The 15,508-nt window shown below is 59.6% G+C and carries 12 protein-coding genes; 1 reads left to right on the top strand and 11 read right to left on the bottom strand.

Annotated elements, in window-relative coordinates:
- Positions 1-8: 8 nt before the first annotated feature.
- Positions 9-1,076, bottom strand: coding sequence for a phosphotransferase family protein (locus tag ACEN9A_RS16755; protein WP_019648915.1), 1,068 nt, complete (start codon positions 1,074-1,076; stop codon positions 9-11).
- A 188-nt stretch (positions 1,077-1,264) separates the two neighbouring features.
- Here ACEN9A_RS16755 and ACEN9A_RS16750 point away from each other — a divergent pair, with 188 nt between their 5' ends.
- A complete protein-coding gene (locus ACEN9A_RS16750) occupies positions 1,265-1,660 on the top strand; it encodes a DUF4280 domain-containing protein (RefSeq protein WP_018929674.1) in 396 nt (131 codons plus the stop codon).
- A 193-nt stretch (positions 1,661-1,853) separates the two neighbouring features.
- On the opposite strand, the gene ACEN9A_RS16745 is transcribed toward ACEN9A_RS16750, so the two are convergent.
- The 10 genes from ACEN9A_RS16745 to tssC form a co-directional block, all read right to left on the bottom strand.
- Positions 1,854-2,396: a toxin-antitoxin system YwqK family antitoxin gene (locus tag ACEN9A_RS16745; RefSeq protein ID WP_258668716.1), complete on the bottom strand. Its 543-nt coding sequence runs from the start codon at positions 2,394-2,396 to the stop codon at positions 1,854-1,856.
- A gap of 12 nt (positions 2,397-2,408) precedes the next feature.
- Positions 2,409-4,418 (bottom strand): type VI secretion system Vgr family protein, encoded by a 2,010-nt coding sequence (locus ACEN9A_RS16740; RefSeq protein WP_258668714.1) that lies wholly within the window; start codon positions 4,416-4,418, stop codon positions 2,409-2,411.
- Positions 4,419-4,570: 152 nt separating this feature from the next.
- The gene (locus ACEN9A_RS16735; RefSeq protein ID WP_258668712.1) at positions 4,571-6,301 is read right to left on the bottom strand and encodes a hypothetical protein; all 1,731 of its coding nucleotides are present in this window, start codon (positions 6,299-6,301) and stop codon (positions 4,571-4,573) included.
- A gap of 148 nt (positions 6,302-6,449) precedes the next feature.
- Positions 6,450-7,385 (bottom strand): hypothetical protein, encoded by a 936-nt coding sequence (locus ACEN9A_RS16730; RefSeq protein ID WP_258668710.1) that lies wholly within the window; start codon positions 7,383-7,385, stop codon positions 6,450-6,452.
- Positions 7,386-7,475: 90 nt separating this feature from the next.
- Positions 7,476-10,019: a type VI secretion system ATPase TssH gene (tssH, locus tag ACEN9A_RS16725; RefSeq protein ID WP_258668709.1), complete on the bottom strand. Its 2,544-nt coding sequence runs from the start codon at positions 10,017-10,019 to the stop codon at positions 7,476-7,478.
- Positions 10,020-10,021: 2 nt separating this feature from the next.
- Positions 10,022-11,047: a type VI secretion system baseplate subunit TssG gene (tssG, locus tag ACEN9A_RS16720; protein WP_019648921.1), complete on the bottom strand. Its 1,026-nt coding sequence runs from the start codon at positions 11,045-11,047 to the stop codon at positions 10,022-10,024.
- Positions 11,011-12,804: a type VI secretion system baseplate subunit TssF gene (tssF, locus tag ACEN9A_RS16715; RefSeq protein ID WP_258668706.1), complete on the bottom strand. Its 1,794-nt coding sequence runs from the start codon at positions 12,802-12,804 to the stop codon at positions 11,011-11,013. Before tssF ends, tssG begins: the two co-directional genes overlap by 37 nt.
- A complete protein-coding gene (gene tssE, locus ACEN9A_RS16710) occupies positions 12,788-13,231 on the bottom strand; it encodes a type VI secretion system baseplate subunit TssE (protein WP_258668705.1) in 444 nt (147 codons plus the stop codon). The genes tssF and tssE overlap by 17 nt, the downstream gene beginning before the upstream one ends.
- A 15-nt stretch (positions 13,232-13,246) precedes the next feature.
- Entirely contained in the window at positions 13,247-13,744 is a 498-nt protein-coding gene (locus tag ACEN9A_RS16705; protein ID WP_007937704.1) for an Hcp family type VI secretion system effector, read from the bottom strand.
- Positions 13,745-14,003: 259 nt separating this feature from the next.
- Positions 14,004-15,491 (bottom strand): type VI secretion system contractile sheath large subunit, encoded by a 1,488-nt coding sequence (gene tssC, locus ACEN9A_RS16700; RefSeq protein ID WP_019648924.1) that lies wholly within the window; start codon positions 15,489-15,491, stop codon positions 14,004-14,006.
- Positions 15,492-15,508 lie beyond the last annotated feature (17 nt).

Below are 15,508 nucleotides of genomic sequence, written 5' to 3'. Positions count from 1 at the left end.
GGGCCTGATCAGAGGCTGGATTTCTGAATGACCTGCAAGCTCATCTGCTCCAGCAGTTTGTTCATGTGAATGAACTGTGCGAAGCGTTTGTCCTGGGTCTGACCATGGAAGAAGCGGTAGTAGATCTGCTGCACGATGCCGGCCAGACGGAACAGGCCATAGGTGTAGTAGAAGTCGAAATTGTCGATCTGGATGCCGGCGCGCTCGGCGTAGTAATCGACGAATTCGCGGCGGGTCAGCATGCCGGGGGCATGGCTTGGCTGGCGGCGCATCAGTTGCACCGGTGCCGGGTCGTCGGCTTCGATCCAGTAGGCGAGGGTGTTGCCCAGGTCCATCAGCGGGTCACCGAGGGTGGTCAGCTCCCAATCCAGCACACCGATGATCTGCATCGGGTTGTTCGGATCGAGGATCACGTTGTCGAAGCGGTAATCGTTGTGGACGATGCTCGACGTCGGGTGATCGGCTGGCATCTTGTCGTTGAGCCAGGCCTTCACCGTTTCCCACTTCGGCGCGTCCGGGGTCAGGGCTTTTTCGTAGCGCTCGCTCCAGCCTTTGATTTGCCGCGCGACATAACCTTCGGGTTTACCGAGGTCACCCAGGCCATAAGCCTTGTAGTCGACTCGGTGCAGTTCGACGAACTTGTCGATGAAGCTCTTGCACAGGGTTTCGGTCTTCGCTGAATCAAGGCCCAGTTCCGGCGGCAGTTCGGAGCGCAGGATGATGCCCTTGACCCGTTCCATCACATAGAACTCAGCGCCGATCACCGATTCGTCAGTGCAGTGCACATAGGCTTTGGGGCAATAGGGAAAACCGTCCCGCAGCTGATTGAGGATGCGAAATTCGCGGCCCATGTCGTGGGCGGACTTGGCTTTGTGGCCGAACGGCGGCCGACGCAGGACGAATTCCTGTTCGGGGTATTCCAGCAGGTAAGTCAGGTTCGACGCACCGCCCGGAAACTGGCTGATCACAGGCAAGCCACTCAGGCCCGGAATGTGCGCCTTGAGGTACGGATCGATCAGGCTGGCATCGAGTTCTTCGCCAGAGCGGATACGGGTGGACTGGTCAGTAAGCGCCATGCTTATCCCTTCTGCTTATTTTGGAGGCCAGACATCATTGGCTAATCTAATGGCGCGCTGGGGTGGCCACAAGCGCGGCACGGTCTTATAGGTTAGCGTGTTGCCGGATAATCAGCGTTCCTGATGTGCGCGAACAGGCGCGGCGGACTATGGTTCAGGGAGCGTCGCTTCCAGGAAGGAGATTCGACATGGGCTGTCCGCAAGTTTGCGCCACCGCGACCCTGCAATGCAGTTTCGGCGCGGCGCCGGCGGTACTCAACGTGCTGCCAGTGAACCGCACAATGACCGGGGGCATGCCGGCGGCGAACATCATGGACCACATTCCGTTGGTGAACGTCATGCCGTTCGGCACGTGCATGAGCATGGCCAACCCGATGGTCGCGGCCGCCACCGCCGCGGCACTCGGCGTGCTGACGCCGATGCCGTGCATCCCGGCCACCGCCACCCCGTGGATCCCCGGCGGCGCGCCGACCCTGCTGCTGGGCGGCATGCCGGCCATCGATGCCAACAGCACCTTGATGTGCAACTGGGCCGGAGTGATCAAAATCGTGATGCCGGGGCAAATGCAGATGCTGATTCCCTGATCCCACAATCTTTGTAACAGCTGGCGAAGCCTGCGTTCGGCCGTAGCAGCTGTCGAGCTTGCGAGGCTGCGTTCGGCTGCGAAGCAGTCGTAAAACCTGAGACTGCGGTACATCAGGCAGACTGCGTCAGCCGGACTTGCGACTGCTTCGCAGCCGAACGCGGCCTCGCGCTGCTCGGCAGCTGCTACAGAGCTCAGGCTTGCTCGGGATCGCTCCAGCGCCTGAACCACCAGCGCACTCGTGAGATCGGCTTGCCGTCGGCGTCCAATGGTCGTCCGTCGCTGGCGAAGCCCTGTTCCGGTTCCAGCAATTGACCGTTGAGATACCGGGCTTCGACGGCCGGCTTGCCGTTCGGATGAAAGCGTTGATAGCGCCCGTCGCGCACGCCGTCGCGGTAAAACTCGACCTCCGCCAGTCGCCCATCGGGAAAGTAATTGAACGCCTCGCCATGCAGCAGCCCTCGGCGGTAAGTCGCCTTGCGCTGCAGACTGCCTTCGGGGGCATAGAAACTGGCAACCCCCTGCAGCTTGTCATGCACAAACGGCAACTGCGCCGAGACCTTGCCATTGGGGTGGTAGAGCAGGGTGGTGCCTTGCAGCTCGCCCCGGTTGTAGTGCAAATCAGCCTGCGCGCGCCCGTCATCCTTGATGTGCAGCGCACCGTCGAGCTGGCCATCGAGCAGGCGCCCTTTGAGCTGTTTATCGTTCTGTTGCAAATCCAGCGGCGTGATGGCCATGGGTTCTCCTTGTCAGTTGACCTGCACCAGACCCCCCTTGATGGTTAGCATGCCGCCGCCATCCACGGTCTGCGAAGCGGCACCCTTGTTGGTCAGGCTGATCCCGGCATCGTTGGTCATGGTCGTGCCGGCCTTGTTTTCCAGTGAGGTACCAGCCTGATTGCTCAGAGAGGTCCCGGCCTTCTGACTGATCGAAGTACTGGCCTCGGCCGCCAGATCGGCGCCGCTCTTGATCGAAAAACTGCCGCCGCTTTGCAAGGTCAGGGTGCCGGTCACCTTGATGGTCAGGTTGCCGTCAACCGTCAGGCTGTAATCACCGGTGACCTTGTGCGCGTAATTGCCACCGGTACTGTGGGTCTGGTCGGCGCCCACGGTCACCGTGCGGCTGTCCTTCACATCGAGCGTGTCGCTGCCGGTCTGGATGGTCACGCTGCGTTTGCCTTTCTCCAGGGTCACGGTCTCGTCGCCGTCTTTCACCGTGCGCGTGCGAGCGTTCTGCACGGTCAGGGTTTCATCGTGGCCGACCGTGGCGGTGCTGTCGTTGAGCACGTTGATCTTCAGGTCTTTCTGCGCCTGCAAAAACACCTCTTCGGCGTCTTTCTTGTCCTCGAAGCGCAACTCGTTGAAACCGCCGCCGCCCTTGGACGATTGGGTCTTGATCCCGGACTGGGTCTGATTCGCCGGCAGCGCATAGGGCAGGGCGTTGTCACCGTTGTAGACGCAGCCGGTTACCAGCGGTCGATCCGGATCGCCATCGATAAAGGTCACGATCACTTCCTGGCCGATGCGCGGCACGAACTGCATGCCGAAGCCCTTGCCACTCCAGGGCAGTACAACTCGCACCCAACAGGAACTGGTTTCGTCGTTCTTGCCGTCGCGGTCCCAAGGGAACTGCAGCTTGATCCGGCCGTATTCGTCGGTCCAGATTTCTTCGCCCGACTTGCCGACGACAATTGCCGTTTGCGGGTGCATGCGCGGTTTGGGGGTGATGCGTTCCGGGCGGTACGGCGTGGCCTTGGGGATTGCCTCGAAGCGATTGCGATAGCTGTCGTGACTGGCGTCATGTGTCACCGCCGTCACTACCCAATCGATGTTCAACGTTGAATCATCGTGCCCGGCGAGGGTGAACCAATGCCCCGGCACCAACCAGCGGCAGTCGCTTTCTCCAACGAAACGCTTCTCCTGACTGCGCAAGCCGTCGACCCGCTGCTTGGTCAACTCATCACCCCGAGCCTTGGCGTTGTAGCCGCCCGGATGCTCGTACATCGAACGCGGCCCGGCCACCGCTTCGGCCTGGCCGTAAAGCGATGTGGTCGGCGTGGTGAACTCGTAATCCGTCGCCCGGTACACTCCGGCCACCGCCTGCACGCAGACCTGCCCGGAACGAATACCGTGTAGCTCACGTTCGCCCAACTGCTGGCCGAGATAGCTCACTTTGGGCCCATTGGGGATCGGCACAAACGCATCGTTACTGTCACCCAGCACCAGCGTGTGCTTGCCGTCCTCGTGGGTGAAGAACCAGAAAATTCCGTCTTCCTCCAGCAACCGCGAGACGAACGCGAAATCGGTTTCGCCGTACTGCACGCAGTATTCGCGCGGGGTGTAGCTGCCGCTGAGTGAGAGCTTGAAGTCGGTGAAGGCGTGGGCCTTGAATATCGTAGTGACGATGTCAGAGGTACTGAGGTTCTGGAACACCCGGTTATTGCTAGCCAGGGTCAGCCACCAGAGCCATGGCCGCAGTACAAGCTGATAGCGCTCGGCGGTGGCATCGGCGGGCAATTGACGGATTTCGGCGACCAGCGCGTCCAACGGGCGAGTCAGGGCGTCGTTGTGCAGGGTGGCGGTGACGTGGGTGGCGACGGCGGTGGTCAGGGAGAGAGTTGCGCCGTCGTTGAGGCCGTTCAGTGTGTGCCGACCCAATCGGTTGAGCGCTTCTTCGCCCGAAATGGATTCAGGGTAAAGCGCCGCCAAGGACGCAGCGATGAGCGACAGGCTGGTGTTGGTATCAATCGAGCGGGCCATGGAGCACCTTTGTCATCAGTAACATAGAATCAGCCGCCTCATGCAGCCAGCCTATAACGGACCTGAGTAAAGTGGCTGCATAAGCTTTTCGCTATTTCGATATTTTTTATAGATATTGATCTGTCCTGGATTCGTCTTCATCTTTTACTCCGTCAGCACTCTATCCCGTTAACTTTCCAGTATTGTTTCCACTCTTCGGGTGTGGTGATGTATTCGATGCATATCTCCAGGTATTTGTCAGGTCCCCACAGTTTGTCGTACACCAGGCGGGTGGCACCGTAATTGATGTGCGGATTTAGTTTTATCAGCGCTTGAGTGAAGCGTTCGGCAGTTGAGATGACGAAGTGGACTTGGGGGTCGCTTAAACCCAGAACGTTTCCGGGGCGTGTTCGTAAGTGCACGATCAGCGCCACCGCAAAGTTTGCAGAAAATGGCGAAAGGTCCGTGGATTGAGCGATATAGGCTGCCAGTTGTGTACGGTTGCTGGTGTTGAAGTTTATATCCCATTCAAAATCTATATCATGCAGGCGATCATGCCCGGCGTCTGGATTCGGTGAGCCTTTGGGGAGTACGCCAGCACTGGTTGTGAAGTCGGGTGTTGAATGCATGACGAGACGTCTTTGCGAGGAAACCGTGACAGGCATATATTCATTGAGTGCCTCAATACTTGCCATAACCATGGCGATTCCTTCTGTGGGTCTGGCAGCAGCAGGAAGTGTGTTGCTGATATCTTTATAGCTGGCCAGCTTGATGCTTCTGGTATTGTTTTCAATAAGTCTTTGCGGGTCACCTTGCAACCATAGTGTGTCCTTGCCGAACCCGGCTTCACTGCTCATTGCCGAGCCAACGATAATGAGAGAACGGTTTTCAGTGCCGATGGCCAGCAATGAGGGCTTTGAACTGATAGCAAAATTTTTGTCGTAAAAGGCAACCAGACTGGAGTGAATGCCAGGGTCTAGAATTGTTTTTATTCCTTTTGTCAGATGGTCTGCTCCTAGTGCATAGACGAATAGGTCGACAAGTTGTACTACGGATTGTCCATCTTTGTTTTTAAGTGTCAGTTTCAGTTTGCCTGTCTCTAGGTCGCGCACAACTTTCGTAAGTTTTAAAACGTCCCTGACTTTCTCGAAGTCTTTTTCTATCGCGCTGTTTCTGTTGCCGGCGGGAAAGGCTTCGCTAAAACGAGCTTCAGCGTCCCATGGATTCTCGCCGCTTCCGGGACGAGTGAACCATAAAAGAACTTGCATTTTTCTCATGGCGGCTAACTCTACCACCCATGATGCTGTCGCCGAACCACCGTAAACGGCAACAGTCGCATCAGCGATATTTGAGTCGTCAGGCATTGTCCAGTCCGGATCCATGAATTCATTGCCCCCGACTATCGAGCCCTTGAATGCCTCGACATTGACCTCGGAGGGCTTGCCGTCCTCTTCCATCAATGCGCGCGGGGTGCCAGGGCCCATTGCGATAATTACCTGGTCACAGGTAATTCGCCCACCCACGCGGCCGTCCAGTTTCAGTGAGTAAGCAGCCCCGGTTTTACTTATGTTGGTGACATAAGAGAAGGGGATCTGGACATGGCAATGTTGGTTTAGATAGTACTTTATAACGGTCGAGAATAGACCCGCCTTCATGAAATCGGCTCCCGGAACCGGCTGACTGGAAAAACCACGGTCTTCGCGACCAGTACCTAAAAGGTTACCCGTTAGTAATTGCTGTGGTTGTCCCATGGCATGGTGTGGTGACATTTTTTGCCACAGATCGGGGCCGCCCAGTAAATGGATATCCCCCAGCGTTTTGTTGATGGACTTTAAGTACTGTTGGATTGAGATGAGATAGGCTGCCGCCGAAATACCTGTTCCAATGACAATTGTACTGGGCATGATTCACATCCTTGATATTGTTATGGGCGCTCGGGTTGGTTCGCCTTTTGGGTCTGTGCTTTGGAAAGGGGACAGGTTTATTTTTAGTGTCGCCTAATTAAGCTGTGGTTTTAAAAATAAATAAGTCCCGTTTATACTTGGTTGTTCGTCATGGTTCACCTTGTTTGGTGTTGTCTTTTATTTTGGCTATGGCGCTTTCTTCTCCATTAGAAGACTTGATAAGGGTTTTGTTGTTAAGGGCATAGTAAGTATTGTTGTATTCAAGGCTACCAAACAGGTTGTTGGGTATGACAAAATTGCTGGAGCCCTCGAAATATAACGGAGTGGGGGCGGCATTCGTTCGGGCAGACGGAAACTTAATCGCAAGTGAGTTGCTCAGTAGCGTATTGCCAATGGGTTGAGAAAGATCGTAAGTAGGGCCTGAGAGAAAAAAATCCAATAATTCGTTCGGTTCATTGGCGTCGGGCAGATTGGGGATGTTGAAGTCCTTATAAAGATAGAGAAGCTCTTTCATGTGTTCTTTGTATATTTCCTGCATGGCTCGTCGGGTGGAAGGGTCTGCTGTGTTGATGTAATTGATTGGGCGGGTGACTTCTTGTTCCAGGATGTACCTGTCTTCCATAAGATTTTCCATGTCGAAGTACTCGCGCAATTTTCTTTTGTCTCCGCTCAAGAGTGCTTTATAAGTTTCGTTATCCCGGTAATACGCACGTTCTGCAGCCAGGCTGGCAAAAAGATTGTTGTTTCCTTTTGTAGCGACGTAAGTGCCAGGTTGGGGGTTAGGTAAAGAGATTTTTGAGTCGGTAAGTAATTGCTGTATGGGTGGGAATGAGTTTGGGGAGTTCCCGTTATATCGGTAAGGCTTCAGACTGTTGTCAAATACAGTTACTTTGCTTTTATCGGGCTTTCCGAAAGTGTCGACATGGCGTCTTTCTATAATTCTGGCAACCTTTACCCCAGAGGCTAGCCTCTGTACCGGCAACACTCCCTGATGTTGCAGTGTCGTTGAGACTATGCTTGCTCTGATCGGGCTATAGATGGCCATTAATTCCTGCGGGTCCACACGAGTGGTTAGTCGTCTCACGAGGATCTCCTTTGATTACTGGAAGTGCTCCATTAGTTGTGTCCGCTCGGTGAGTCAATAAGTAGAAGTTTCAGTCTGGTCGTCCTGGCATTACTCCAACACCCACTCCGCCAACTTCCCCGTCACCTGGGTCATCAACACATTCTCAACATCCCTTGCCCCGGCAGCACTGCACTTGGCCAACACCGCCTGCACAATTCCGGCGTCAAACTCAAACTGCTTGCCGGTCGCGGCCTTGTACCGGCCGCGCAATTTCTCCAGCTTCGCCAACACAATTCCTTCCAGCGTCGTTTCATCCAGCGGCCGATACGCCACCACCGTCATGCGCGCCAGAAACGCCGGGCGAAAGGCTTTCAGCAGCACGTGATGCAGCACTTCGTTGAAGGCATCGGTGCCCAGTTGAGCGGTCGGTGTGTCGAGCAGTAACTCAGCCCCGACGTTGCTGGTGGCCAGCATCACGGTGTTTTTGAAGTCCACCACCAGCCCGGTGCCGTCTTCCATCACGCCTTTGTCGAAGACGTTGTAGAAAGCTTCGAGCACGTCCGGGTGGGCCTTTTCGATTTCGTCGAGCAGCACCACCGAATAGGGTTTGCGCCGCACCGCTTCGGTGAGTACACCGCCGCTGCCGTAGCCGACGTAGCCGGGCGGGGCGCCTTTGAGTTGGCTGACGGTGTGGGCTTCCTGGTATTCGGAAAGGTTGATGCTGATCAGGTTGCGTTCGCCGCCATACAGTGCGTCGGCCAGGGCGTAAGCGGTTTCGGTTTTGCCGACGCCGGTGGGGCCGACCAGCAGGAACACGCCGACCGGTTTTTGCGGGTCGGTGAGGCCGGCGCGATAGGCTTGCAGGCGTTGGGCGATGGTGTTCAGCGCGGTGCTCTGGCCCATCACCCGCAGGCCCATGCGCTGGCCGAGGGTGCGCACGGCGTGGGCTTCGTCGGCGAGCATCTTGCCCACCGGGATGCCGGTCCAGCCGGCGATCACCGCGGCCACGGTTTTGCCGTCGACCTGTTCCGGTACCAGCGGATCGTCCTGGCGAATGGCGTCCAGACCGGCCTCCAGGCGCACCAGTTCGGCGGCCAGATGATCGATGCGGCTGTCGGTGGCTTCGTCCGGTTTATCGTTGTCGGCGCGTTCGCTCAAGGTGAGTAATTCGCGACGGGTTTCCAGCAGTTCGCGCACGGCGATCCGTTCTTCGTTCCAGCGGGTTTCCAGTTCGCGAATGGCCTGCACGTTACCCACGGATTCGGTTTCCAGCAGGGTGATGCGTTCACGGTGATCAAGCCCGGTGGCCTGTTCGCGGCGCAGGCGTTCGACTTCCTCCTTGAGACTTTGCTGGCGATGACGCAGGCTTTCCAGCGGTGGCGGCACGTCATGCTGGCCGAGGGCGACCCGGGCACACGCGGTGTCGAGCACGCTGATGGCCTTGTCCGGTAACTGGCGCCCGGAGATGTAGCGGTGGGACAGTTTCACCGCTTCGTGGATCGCCGCGTCCAGCACCTGCACACCGTGATGCTGTTCCAGTTTCGCGGCCATGCCCCGGAGCATTTCTACAGCGGTGATTTCGTCCGGCTCCTCGACTTGCACCAACTGAAATCGCCGGGCGAGGGCCGGGTCTTTCTCGAAGTATTTTTTGTACTCAAGCCAGGTGGTCGCGGCCAGGGTGCGCAGCTCGCCACGGGCCAGCGCCGGTTTGAGCAGATTGGCCGCGTCGCTGCCGCCTTCCGCGCCGCCAGCGCCAATCAGGGTGTGGGCTTCGTCGATGAACAGAATGATCGGTTTGTCGGCGCTGCGCACCGCGTCGATCACGCCTTTGAGCCGCTGCTCGAACTCGCCCTTGACCCCGGCGCCAGCTTGCAACAGACCGAGGTCGAGTACCCGCAGGCTGACCTCTTGCAGCGACGGCGGTACATCACCGGCGGCAATGCGCAACGCCAGGCCTTCGACCACCGCCGTCTTGCCGACCCCCGGTGCGCCGACCAGGATCGGGTTGTTCTGCCGACGTCTGAGCAGGATATCGATGCACTGTCGAATCTCGCCGTCGCGGCCGACGATGGGGTCGATGCGCCCGGCGTGGGCATCGGCGGTCAGGTCCTGGGTGAACTGGTCGAGCACCGAATCCTGTTTCGGTTGCGGATGGCCGGTACTGACCGGCCGCGTGCCGCCAACGTGTTCGCGCGAGTTTTCGGTCCACTCCAGCAAATTGCTGCGCAAGGCTTCCCGTGGAATTTTCAACAGCGACGAGGCGCTATTGAGCAGCAGGCTGCGACGTTCATCACGGTCGAGCAGGGCCAGTAGCAGCAAACCCGAGCGAATGCTCTCCAGGCCAAGCACACTGGCCTGAACCACCGCGTCTTCAAGCAGGCCGATGGTGTGCGCCGAGAGCGCCGGGGTGCGGGTGCTGCCGGATTTGAACAGTTCCAGGGCCTTGTTGATTTCCGCCGTCAGGGCATCGCGCTCCAGCCCGAAGCGCGGCAGCAGCCAGGCGAAGTCACCGCCCTCGATGTCCAGCAACTCCAACAGCAAGTGTTCGATTTCGACGTAATGATGACCCCGTTGCAGGCAGCGCTGCGCGGCCCGTTCGAGGGCACGGCGGTTGTCCGGGTTGAGGCGTCCGATCAGACTGGCCAGTTCCATGTTCAGGTGATCTCCAGCTGACGAAGGCGGGTTTCGATCCGTTGCACGGCAAGGCTGGTCTGGCGTTGCAGGCCGCCGTTCCAACTGAGCAAGGGCGGGGCCTGGCGACCGAGTTTCATCGGACTGGCACCGCGCACCAACAGCACCAGTGTGCAATCCAGGTCGGGGCCGAAATACAGCGCGCTGAGACTGGCCAGTGCCGGATGGGCTTCACCGTCCGGCAGAAACCGCGCCGCCTGCGCCGAGGTCAGCGGGCCGAGGGTCAGACGGATGCCGGCGTGTTCATCCCAGACCCGAGTGCCGGCCACCGCGTTGCGGCCCAGCTGCAGATTGCGCCCGCCCGGTTGCAGTCGACTGCGACTGGCCGGCGGAATCTCCCGCCAGGCACCTTCATAGGCGCTGAGTTCTACTGGCAGTTCGAAGTGCTCGCGCACGATCGCGGCGAAGCCGGCCAGGGAACGACGACCGTCGGCAAATAGCGCGCTGCACGCCAGTACCGCAGAGTCGGGTACGGCCTGGCGTTCCTGCAAGGCTTTGGGCAACAGCCCGGTCAGCGCCCGCAGTTGCGCCTGCACCGGCGACGCGCCGGGGGCTGTGAAGCCGACGGCGATCCGGTGTTTGCGCATCACCTTGTACAGCAGGCTGAGCAAGCGATGCTGGAACAGGTCGAGGAATTCGGCCGGGGCATAGTCCTTGGCGCGGGCCCGTTGTTGCAGCCATTCCTGATAGGCGTAGGGCAGGGGGCCGTCCGGCCCGCCGAGGCCAAACACTGGGGTCGTGAGCGTCGGGGGCTGGTCAGCTTCCTGAGTCAGGCTTTCGATTTCACTGGCGGAAAACAGCGGCGTAAGCGGCCCGCGCAGGCGCAAGGCTTCCGCTTGGGGGGCGGTGCCGCTGCCCAGGGATTCGGCTTGCGGGTGTTCGCGCTCCAGCAGCAACAATGCTTGCAGCAACTGGAACGCCTGCGGATCGCGCCGCAGCTTCTGACTCAGGCTCAGAGGGAGAGCGGCATGCCGGCTTGGGGTTGCCATGTCTTGACCTCCTTGTCTGACTGGACCAGAACCGTGCGCACGAAGCGATTGGCCGTGGCATAGAGTGAAAAGAACTGCGCCAGCACCGCGGAAAACAACACCGCGCTGCTGCCGACGAAATGCTGCGGATCGAGTTGCAGCTGAACCTCCAGCCCATTGCGCCAGCCGCGCCACGCGTCTTCGCCGACGTGGGCGATCACTCGTTCGCAGCCGAGGCTTAACAAGCCGTCGATTTGCCGCAAGGCGCTGGCCTCGTCACGCAGGTTGTGCAACTGGAGGATTTCCTTGAGGGCGTCCAGCGCCTGCGGCCCCTCGACCAGTGACAAATGATTGAGGGTCAGTTGCGACACCAGCCGCCAACGGGATTCGCCATCCAGTCGCGGCAAACTCTGCGGGCTCGGCGGGTTGCGCAAACGGGCCCAGGCCACCGGCCCCGGTCGTTCGAAACCCAGGGGCGTGCGGGCCGGCAGGCTCTGGGCCAGATGCCGGTTGGTGCACAGCAGTTCGGCGGTGAGGCTGTATTCGCTGGCCTCGGTCAGCGGATCGAGTCGGGTGTCCACCAGGCTCACCATCAGGTCGGTGCCCAGCCGATTCGGGGTCATGCCGCTGACCCGTCGCGCATGCCAATAGCACTGTTTGTCGCCGCCGATATGCTGGCTGCCGTAATACGCTGGCACCCGCTGCACGCCCTGGCTTGAGCTGGCGCGCATGGCGCGGATGCTGTGGATCTCGACGCTGTTTTCCCGGTGACTGTCGGCGACCAGGCGATACTCGCTGCGGGTGCCGTCCGGGCGCAATGGTTCCGAGGTACGTGGAAACAGGTTGATCACCGGTGCGCAGCCCAGGGCGAAGTCGCTGGCCTGAAGGTGCAGGCGGTTGGCCGGGGCGCGGTCGAACACGATGTACAGGTACAGCGGCTGGCTGTCGCTGGCGGCGCCGGCCAATGGAATGTCGAAGAAGTTGAATTTGTCCGGGAACGCAAAGTACTCGGCGAGCAGGCGCATGCCCGGATGCACACCATCCTCGTCCGGCAACAGCACTTCGTCGCTGGCAAAACCGACGATTTGCGGCAACCCGGCCAGCATGACCGGCACGCTGCCGACCGGTCCGGCCAGCACCTTCACCGCGTGGGCGCCGAGCAGGTCATACAGGCAGGCGTTGATCACCGGCGAGGCGGCCAGGTGCACGCGTAATTGTTTGATGGCCAGCGTCGACCACTGGCTCTCACCCAGGCAACGCAGGCTCAGGCGCAAGGCCGAGCGTGCTTGCGCCACACCGGTCAGGGCCTGGGCTTCATCGCTGCCCAGCAGCAGCGCTTCGTTGATTTCCACCGGCCACAATCGAACCGCGGCGCTGGTGCGAAAGTGGATGCTCTCGCCTTTGCTGGTGGTGACGAATAGCGGTGTGTCGCGGGGCAATGGATAACCATCGTTCAAGTTGCCCTTGCTCGGGTCCGGCTCGAACTGCACGATCGCGCAGGACGGCAACGGCCGCATGGCCAACGGGTAAAGCTGTTCGAGCAAGGCGTCGCTGAACTCGGCATAGTCGTCATCGAGCCGCCGTTGCAGGCGTGCCGCGAGCAGGGCGAAACCTTCAAGTAGCCGCTCGACATGTGGGTCGGGGCATTCACCGGGGGACAGTTCCAGGCGTCTGGCGACCTTGGGATATCGCTCGGCAAAAATGCTCCCGGCGTGGCGCAGCCAGGTCAGTTCGCGTTGGTAGTAATCGAGCAGTTGCGGGTCAATCGAGTCGCTCATGACGCACCTCAAGACCATGGCTGGCCTTCTCGATGACAAAGGCCACGGGCCAGTGCTGCTGGCCGCTGCGTAACTCGCCCACCAGCCGAATGCTCAGTTGCTGCGGATGGCCGGGGACCGGATTGACCTGGACCTCGCCCAGTTGCAGGCGCGGTTCGAAATGGCTGATGGCCTCGCGGATTTCCCGTGCCAACTGACGACGGTCATCGCTGCGCTGCTGTTGCAAGGCGGTCCAGTCAGCGATGCCGTAGTCGAGAATGCTCGGCGGAGAGGTCAGCGGACGTGAGCCGCGTCGGGTGTTGAACAGGCGCAGCAACTCCGTGTGCACCGAGTCGAGCAGCCCCTGGCGATCGAACACCTGCACGGTGTCGACCTCGCTGGCGGCGAGGCGCTCGAACAACGGTGGGAGCATGCCGGTGCCTGCCATGGCCGACGCGTCCGCTTACTTGACGAGCTTGTTGGCGGCCATGTCCCAGGTCGAGGCGGCCGTGCCTTCCTTGGTGCCGTCGTCTTTCTGGGCGGTGAGCTCCCACTTGATCTTGGTGAAGTTCAGGGAAATGGTTTCCACCGGTTTGCCACCCGTGCCGCCGCTGACGCTGACGTTGGACAGCACCACGTTGGTCAGGGTGTAGATGATGAACGGCATCAACTGACCGCTGCCTTCGGCGGCGTTACGGCCGATGGTGATCTTGGCTTCGGGGATCGGTTTGCCGGCGCAGCAATATTCGTTGAGGGAAGGCGTCGAGCTGTCGACGAATTTGGTCAGGGTGAACTCGCCGATGTGCGGCTTGCCGGAGGTGCGCTCCGAGTTGCTGACGTCGTTGGTCACCTGCATGGCCACGTTGTGGCTGTAGGACATGACTTCGATCTTGTCCTTGTAACCCTCAAGCAAGCTATCGCCTTTGATGTCGCCGCCGAGGTCGAGAATGATTGCATCCATCGCATGAAACTCCTGAAGATTATCGCGATAAGTGGGGGTGAATGCCCAATCCAATCAATTAAGCCAAACACTGAGCCTGTTAAGCCGAACACCGAACCTGTAAGGCCACACACCGAACCTGTGGCGAGGGAGCTTGCTCCCGCTGGACTGCGTAGCAGTCCCATTTTTTGGGGCCGCTTCGCACCCCAGCGGGAGCAAGCTCCCTCGCCACAAGTTTTAGTGGAACCACAGACCTCAATGGGGCCACAGGTTGCAGTGGTCAGGCGGCTACCGGTGGCGGCAGGGTCGCGACCAGGCGGATCGACGCGGTCAGTTCCTCAAGCTGGAAGTGCGGCCGCAGGAACACCGTGGCCTTGTAGGCTCCCGGCTTGCCGGCGACCTCGGTCACATCCACCCGGGCTTCACGCAACGGGTACTGCGCCTTGATCTCTTGCGGCGCGTTGTCGTTGATCAGCACGTAGTCGGCGATCCAGTTGTTGAGGTAGGTCTGCACATTGTCGCGGGTCATGAAGCTGCCGACTTTGTCGCGCATGATCACCTTCAGGTAGTGCGCGAAACGCGAGGCCGCGAGCACGTACGGCAGCATCGCCGAAATCCGCGCGTTGGCGTTCGCCTCGTTGGTGTTGTAGACCTTGGACTTGTTGGTGGTCTGGCCGCCGAAGAACACCGCCACGTCGCTGTTTTTCTTGTGGCACAGGGCGATGAAGCCGAGGTCGTTGAGTTCTTTCTCGCGACGGTCGGTGATCGCCACTTCGGTCGGGCATTTGAGCGACAGGTCGCCGGAGGTTGTACGGAAGGTATGGGCCGGCAGGCCTTCCACCGCACCACCGCCTTCGGCACCGCGAATCGCCGCGCACCAGCCGTATTTGGCGAAGGCTTCGGTGATCCGTTGCGACAAGGCCCACGCGGCGTTGCCCCACAGGTATTTGCCGTGGTCGCTGCCGTTGACGTCTTCGACGTAGTTGATGCCTTCCACCGGCGACGTGTCAGGACCGTAAGGCAGGCGCAGCAGGAAGTGCGGCAGCACCAACGATACGTAGCGCGAATCTTCGCTTTCACGGAACGAGCGCCACTTGATCAGCTCCTGGCTCTCGAACACTTTCGACAGATCCCGTGGCACGGCCAGTTCGGTGAAGCTGTTCATGTCGAACAACCGAGGGCTGGCGGCGGCAATGAATGGCGCATGGGCGGCCGCCGCGACGTTCGACAGTTTCTCCAGCAGGCCGATGTCCTGCGGGTGCCGACCGAAGGTGTAGTCACCCACCAGCAGGCTGAACGGATGGCCACCGAAGGTGCCGTATTCCTCTTCGTAGATCTTCTTGAACAGCGCGCTCTGGTCGAACTCGACGGCTTTTTCCAGGTCGTTCTGCAGCTCTTTTTGAGTCACGTTGAGCAGGCGCAATTTCAGTCGGGAACTGGTTTCGGTGTTCTTTACCAACAAGTGCAGGCCGCGCCAGGAGGCTTCAAGTTTCTGCAGGTCCGGGTGGTGCAGCACTTCGTTCAGTTGAGCGCTGATCAGCTCGTCGATCTGGCTGATGCGGTCGTTGATCATCGCCACGGTGTCCTTGTCGACGGCCATGCCTTCATCGAGGACCTGGGTGGCGAATTCCGCGAGCATGTCGCGGGCGTAATCCTGTTGGCTGTCGTCATGGGCCATGCGGCCTTTGGCGATTATTTCATCGAGCAAGGACAAGGTCTCGCTTGCACTGTCACTGGCTTGGGTCTGGGCGGCGGATGAGGCGGGCATGGCAAAATTCTCCCTGG

The sequence above is a fragment of the Pseudomonas sp. Pseusp18 genome, from assembly GCF_059506005.1.
Note: the sequence above shows the minus strand (reverse complement) of the source record. Positions and strands in the feature narration are given on the sequence as shown.

Coding starts and splice junctions, on each gene's coding strand:
- ACEN9A_RS16755 (WP_019648915.1), bottom strand. CDS start 1,076: ATGGCGCTTACTGACCAGTCCACCCGTATCCGCTCTGGCGAAGAACTC.
- ACEN9A_RS16750 (WP_018929674.1), top strand. CDS start 1,265: ATGGGCTGTCCGCAAGTTTGCGCCACCGCGACCCTGCAATGCAGTTTC.
- ACEN9A_RS16745 (WP_258668716.1), bottom strand. CDS start 2,396: ATGGCCATCACGCCGCTGGATTTGCAACAGAACGATAAACAGCTCAAA.
- ACEN9A_RS16740 (WP_258668714.1), bottom strand. CDS start 4,418: ATGGCCCGCTCGATTGATACCAACACCAGCCTGTCGCTCATCGCTGCG.
- ACEN9A_RS16735 (WP_258668712.1), bottom strand. CDS start 6,301: ATGCCCAGTACAATTGTCATTGGAACAGGTATTTCGGCGGCAGCCTAT.
- tssH (WP_258668709.1), bottom strand. CDS start 10,019: ATGGAACTGGCCAGTCTGATCGGACGCCTCAACCCGGACAACCGCCGT.
- tssG (WP_019648921.1), bottom strand. CDS start 11,047: ATGGCAACCCCAAGCCGGCATGCCGCTCTCCCTCTGAGCCTGAGTCAG.
- tssF (WP_258668706.1), bottom strand. CDS start 12,804: ATGAGCGACTCGATTGACCCGCAACTGCTCGATTACTACCAACGCGAA.
- tssE (WP_258668705.1), bottom strand. CDS start 13,231: ATGGCAGGCACCGGCATGCTCCCACCGTTGTTCGAGCGCCTCGCCGCC.
- ACEN9A_RS16705 (WP_007937704.1), bottom strand. CDS start 13,744: ATGGATGCAATCATTCTCGACCTCGGCGGCGACATCAAAGGCGATAGC.
- tssC (WP_019648924.1), bottom strand. CDS start 15,491: ATGCCCGCCTCATCCGCCGCCCAGACCCAAGCCAGTGACAGTGCAAGC.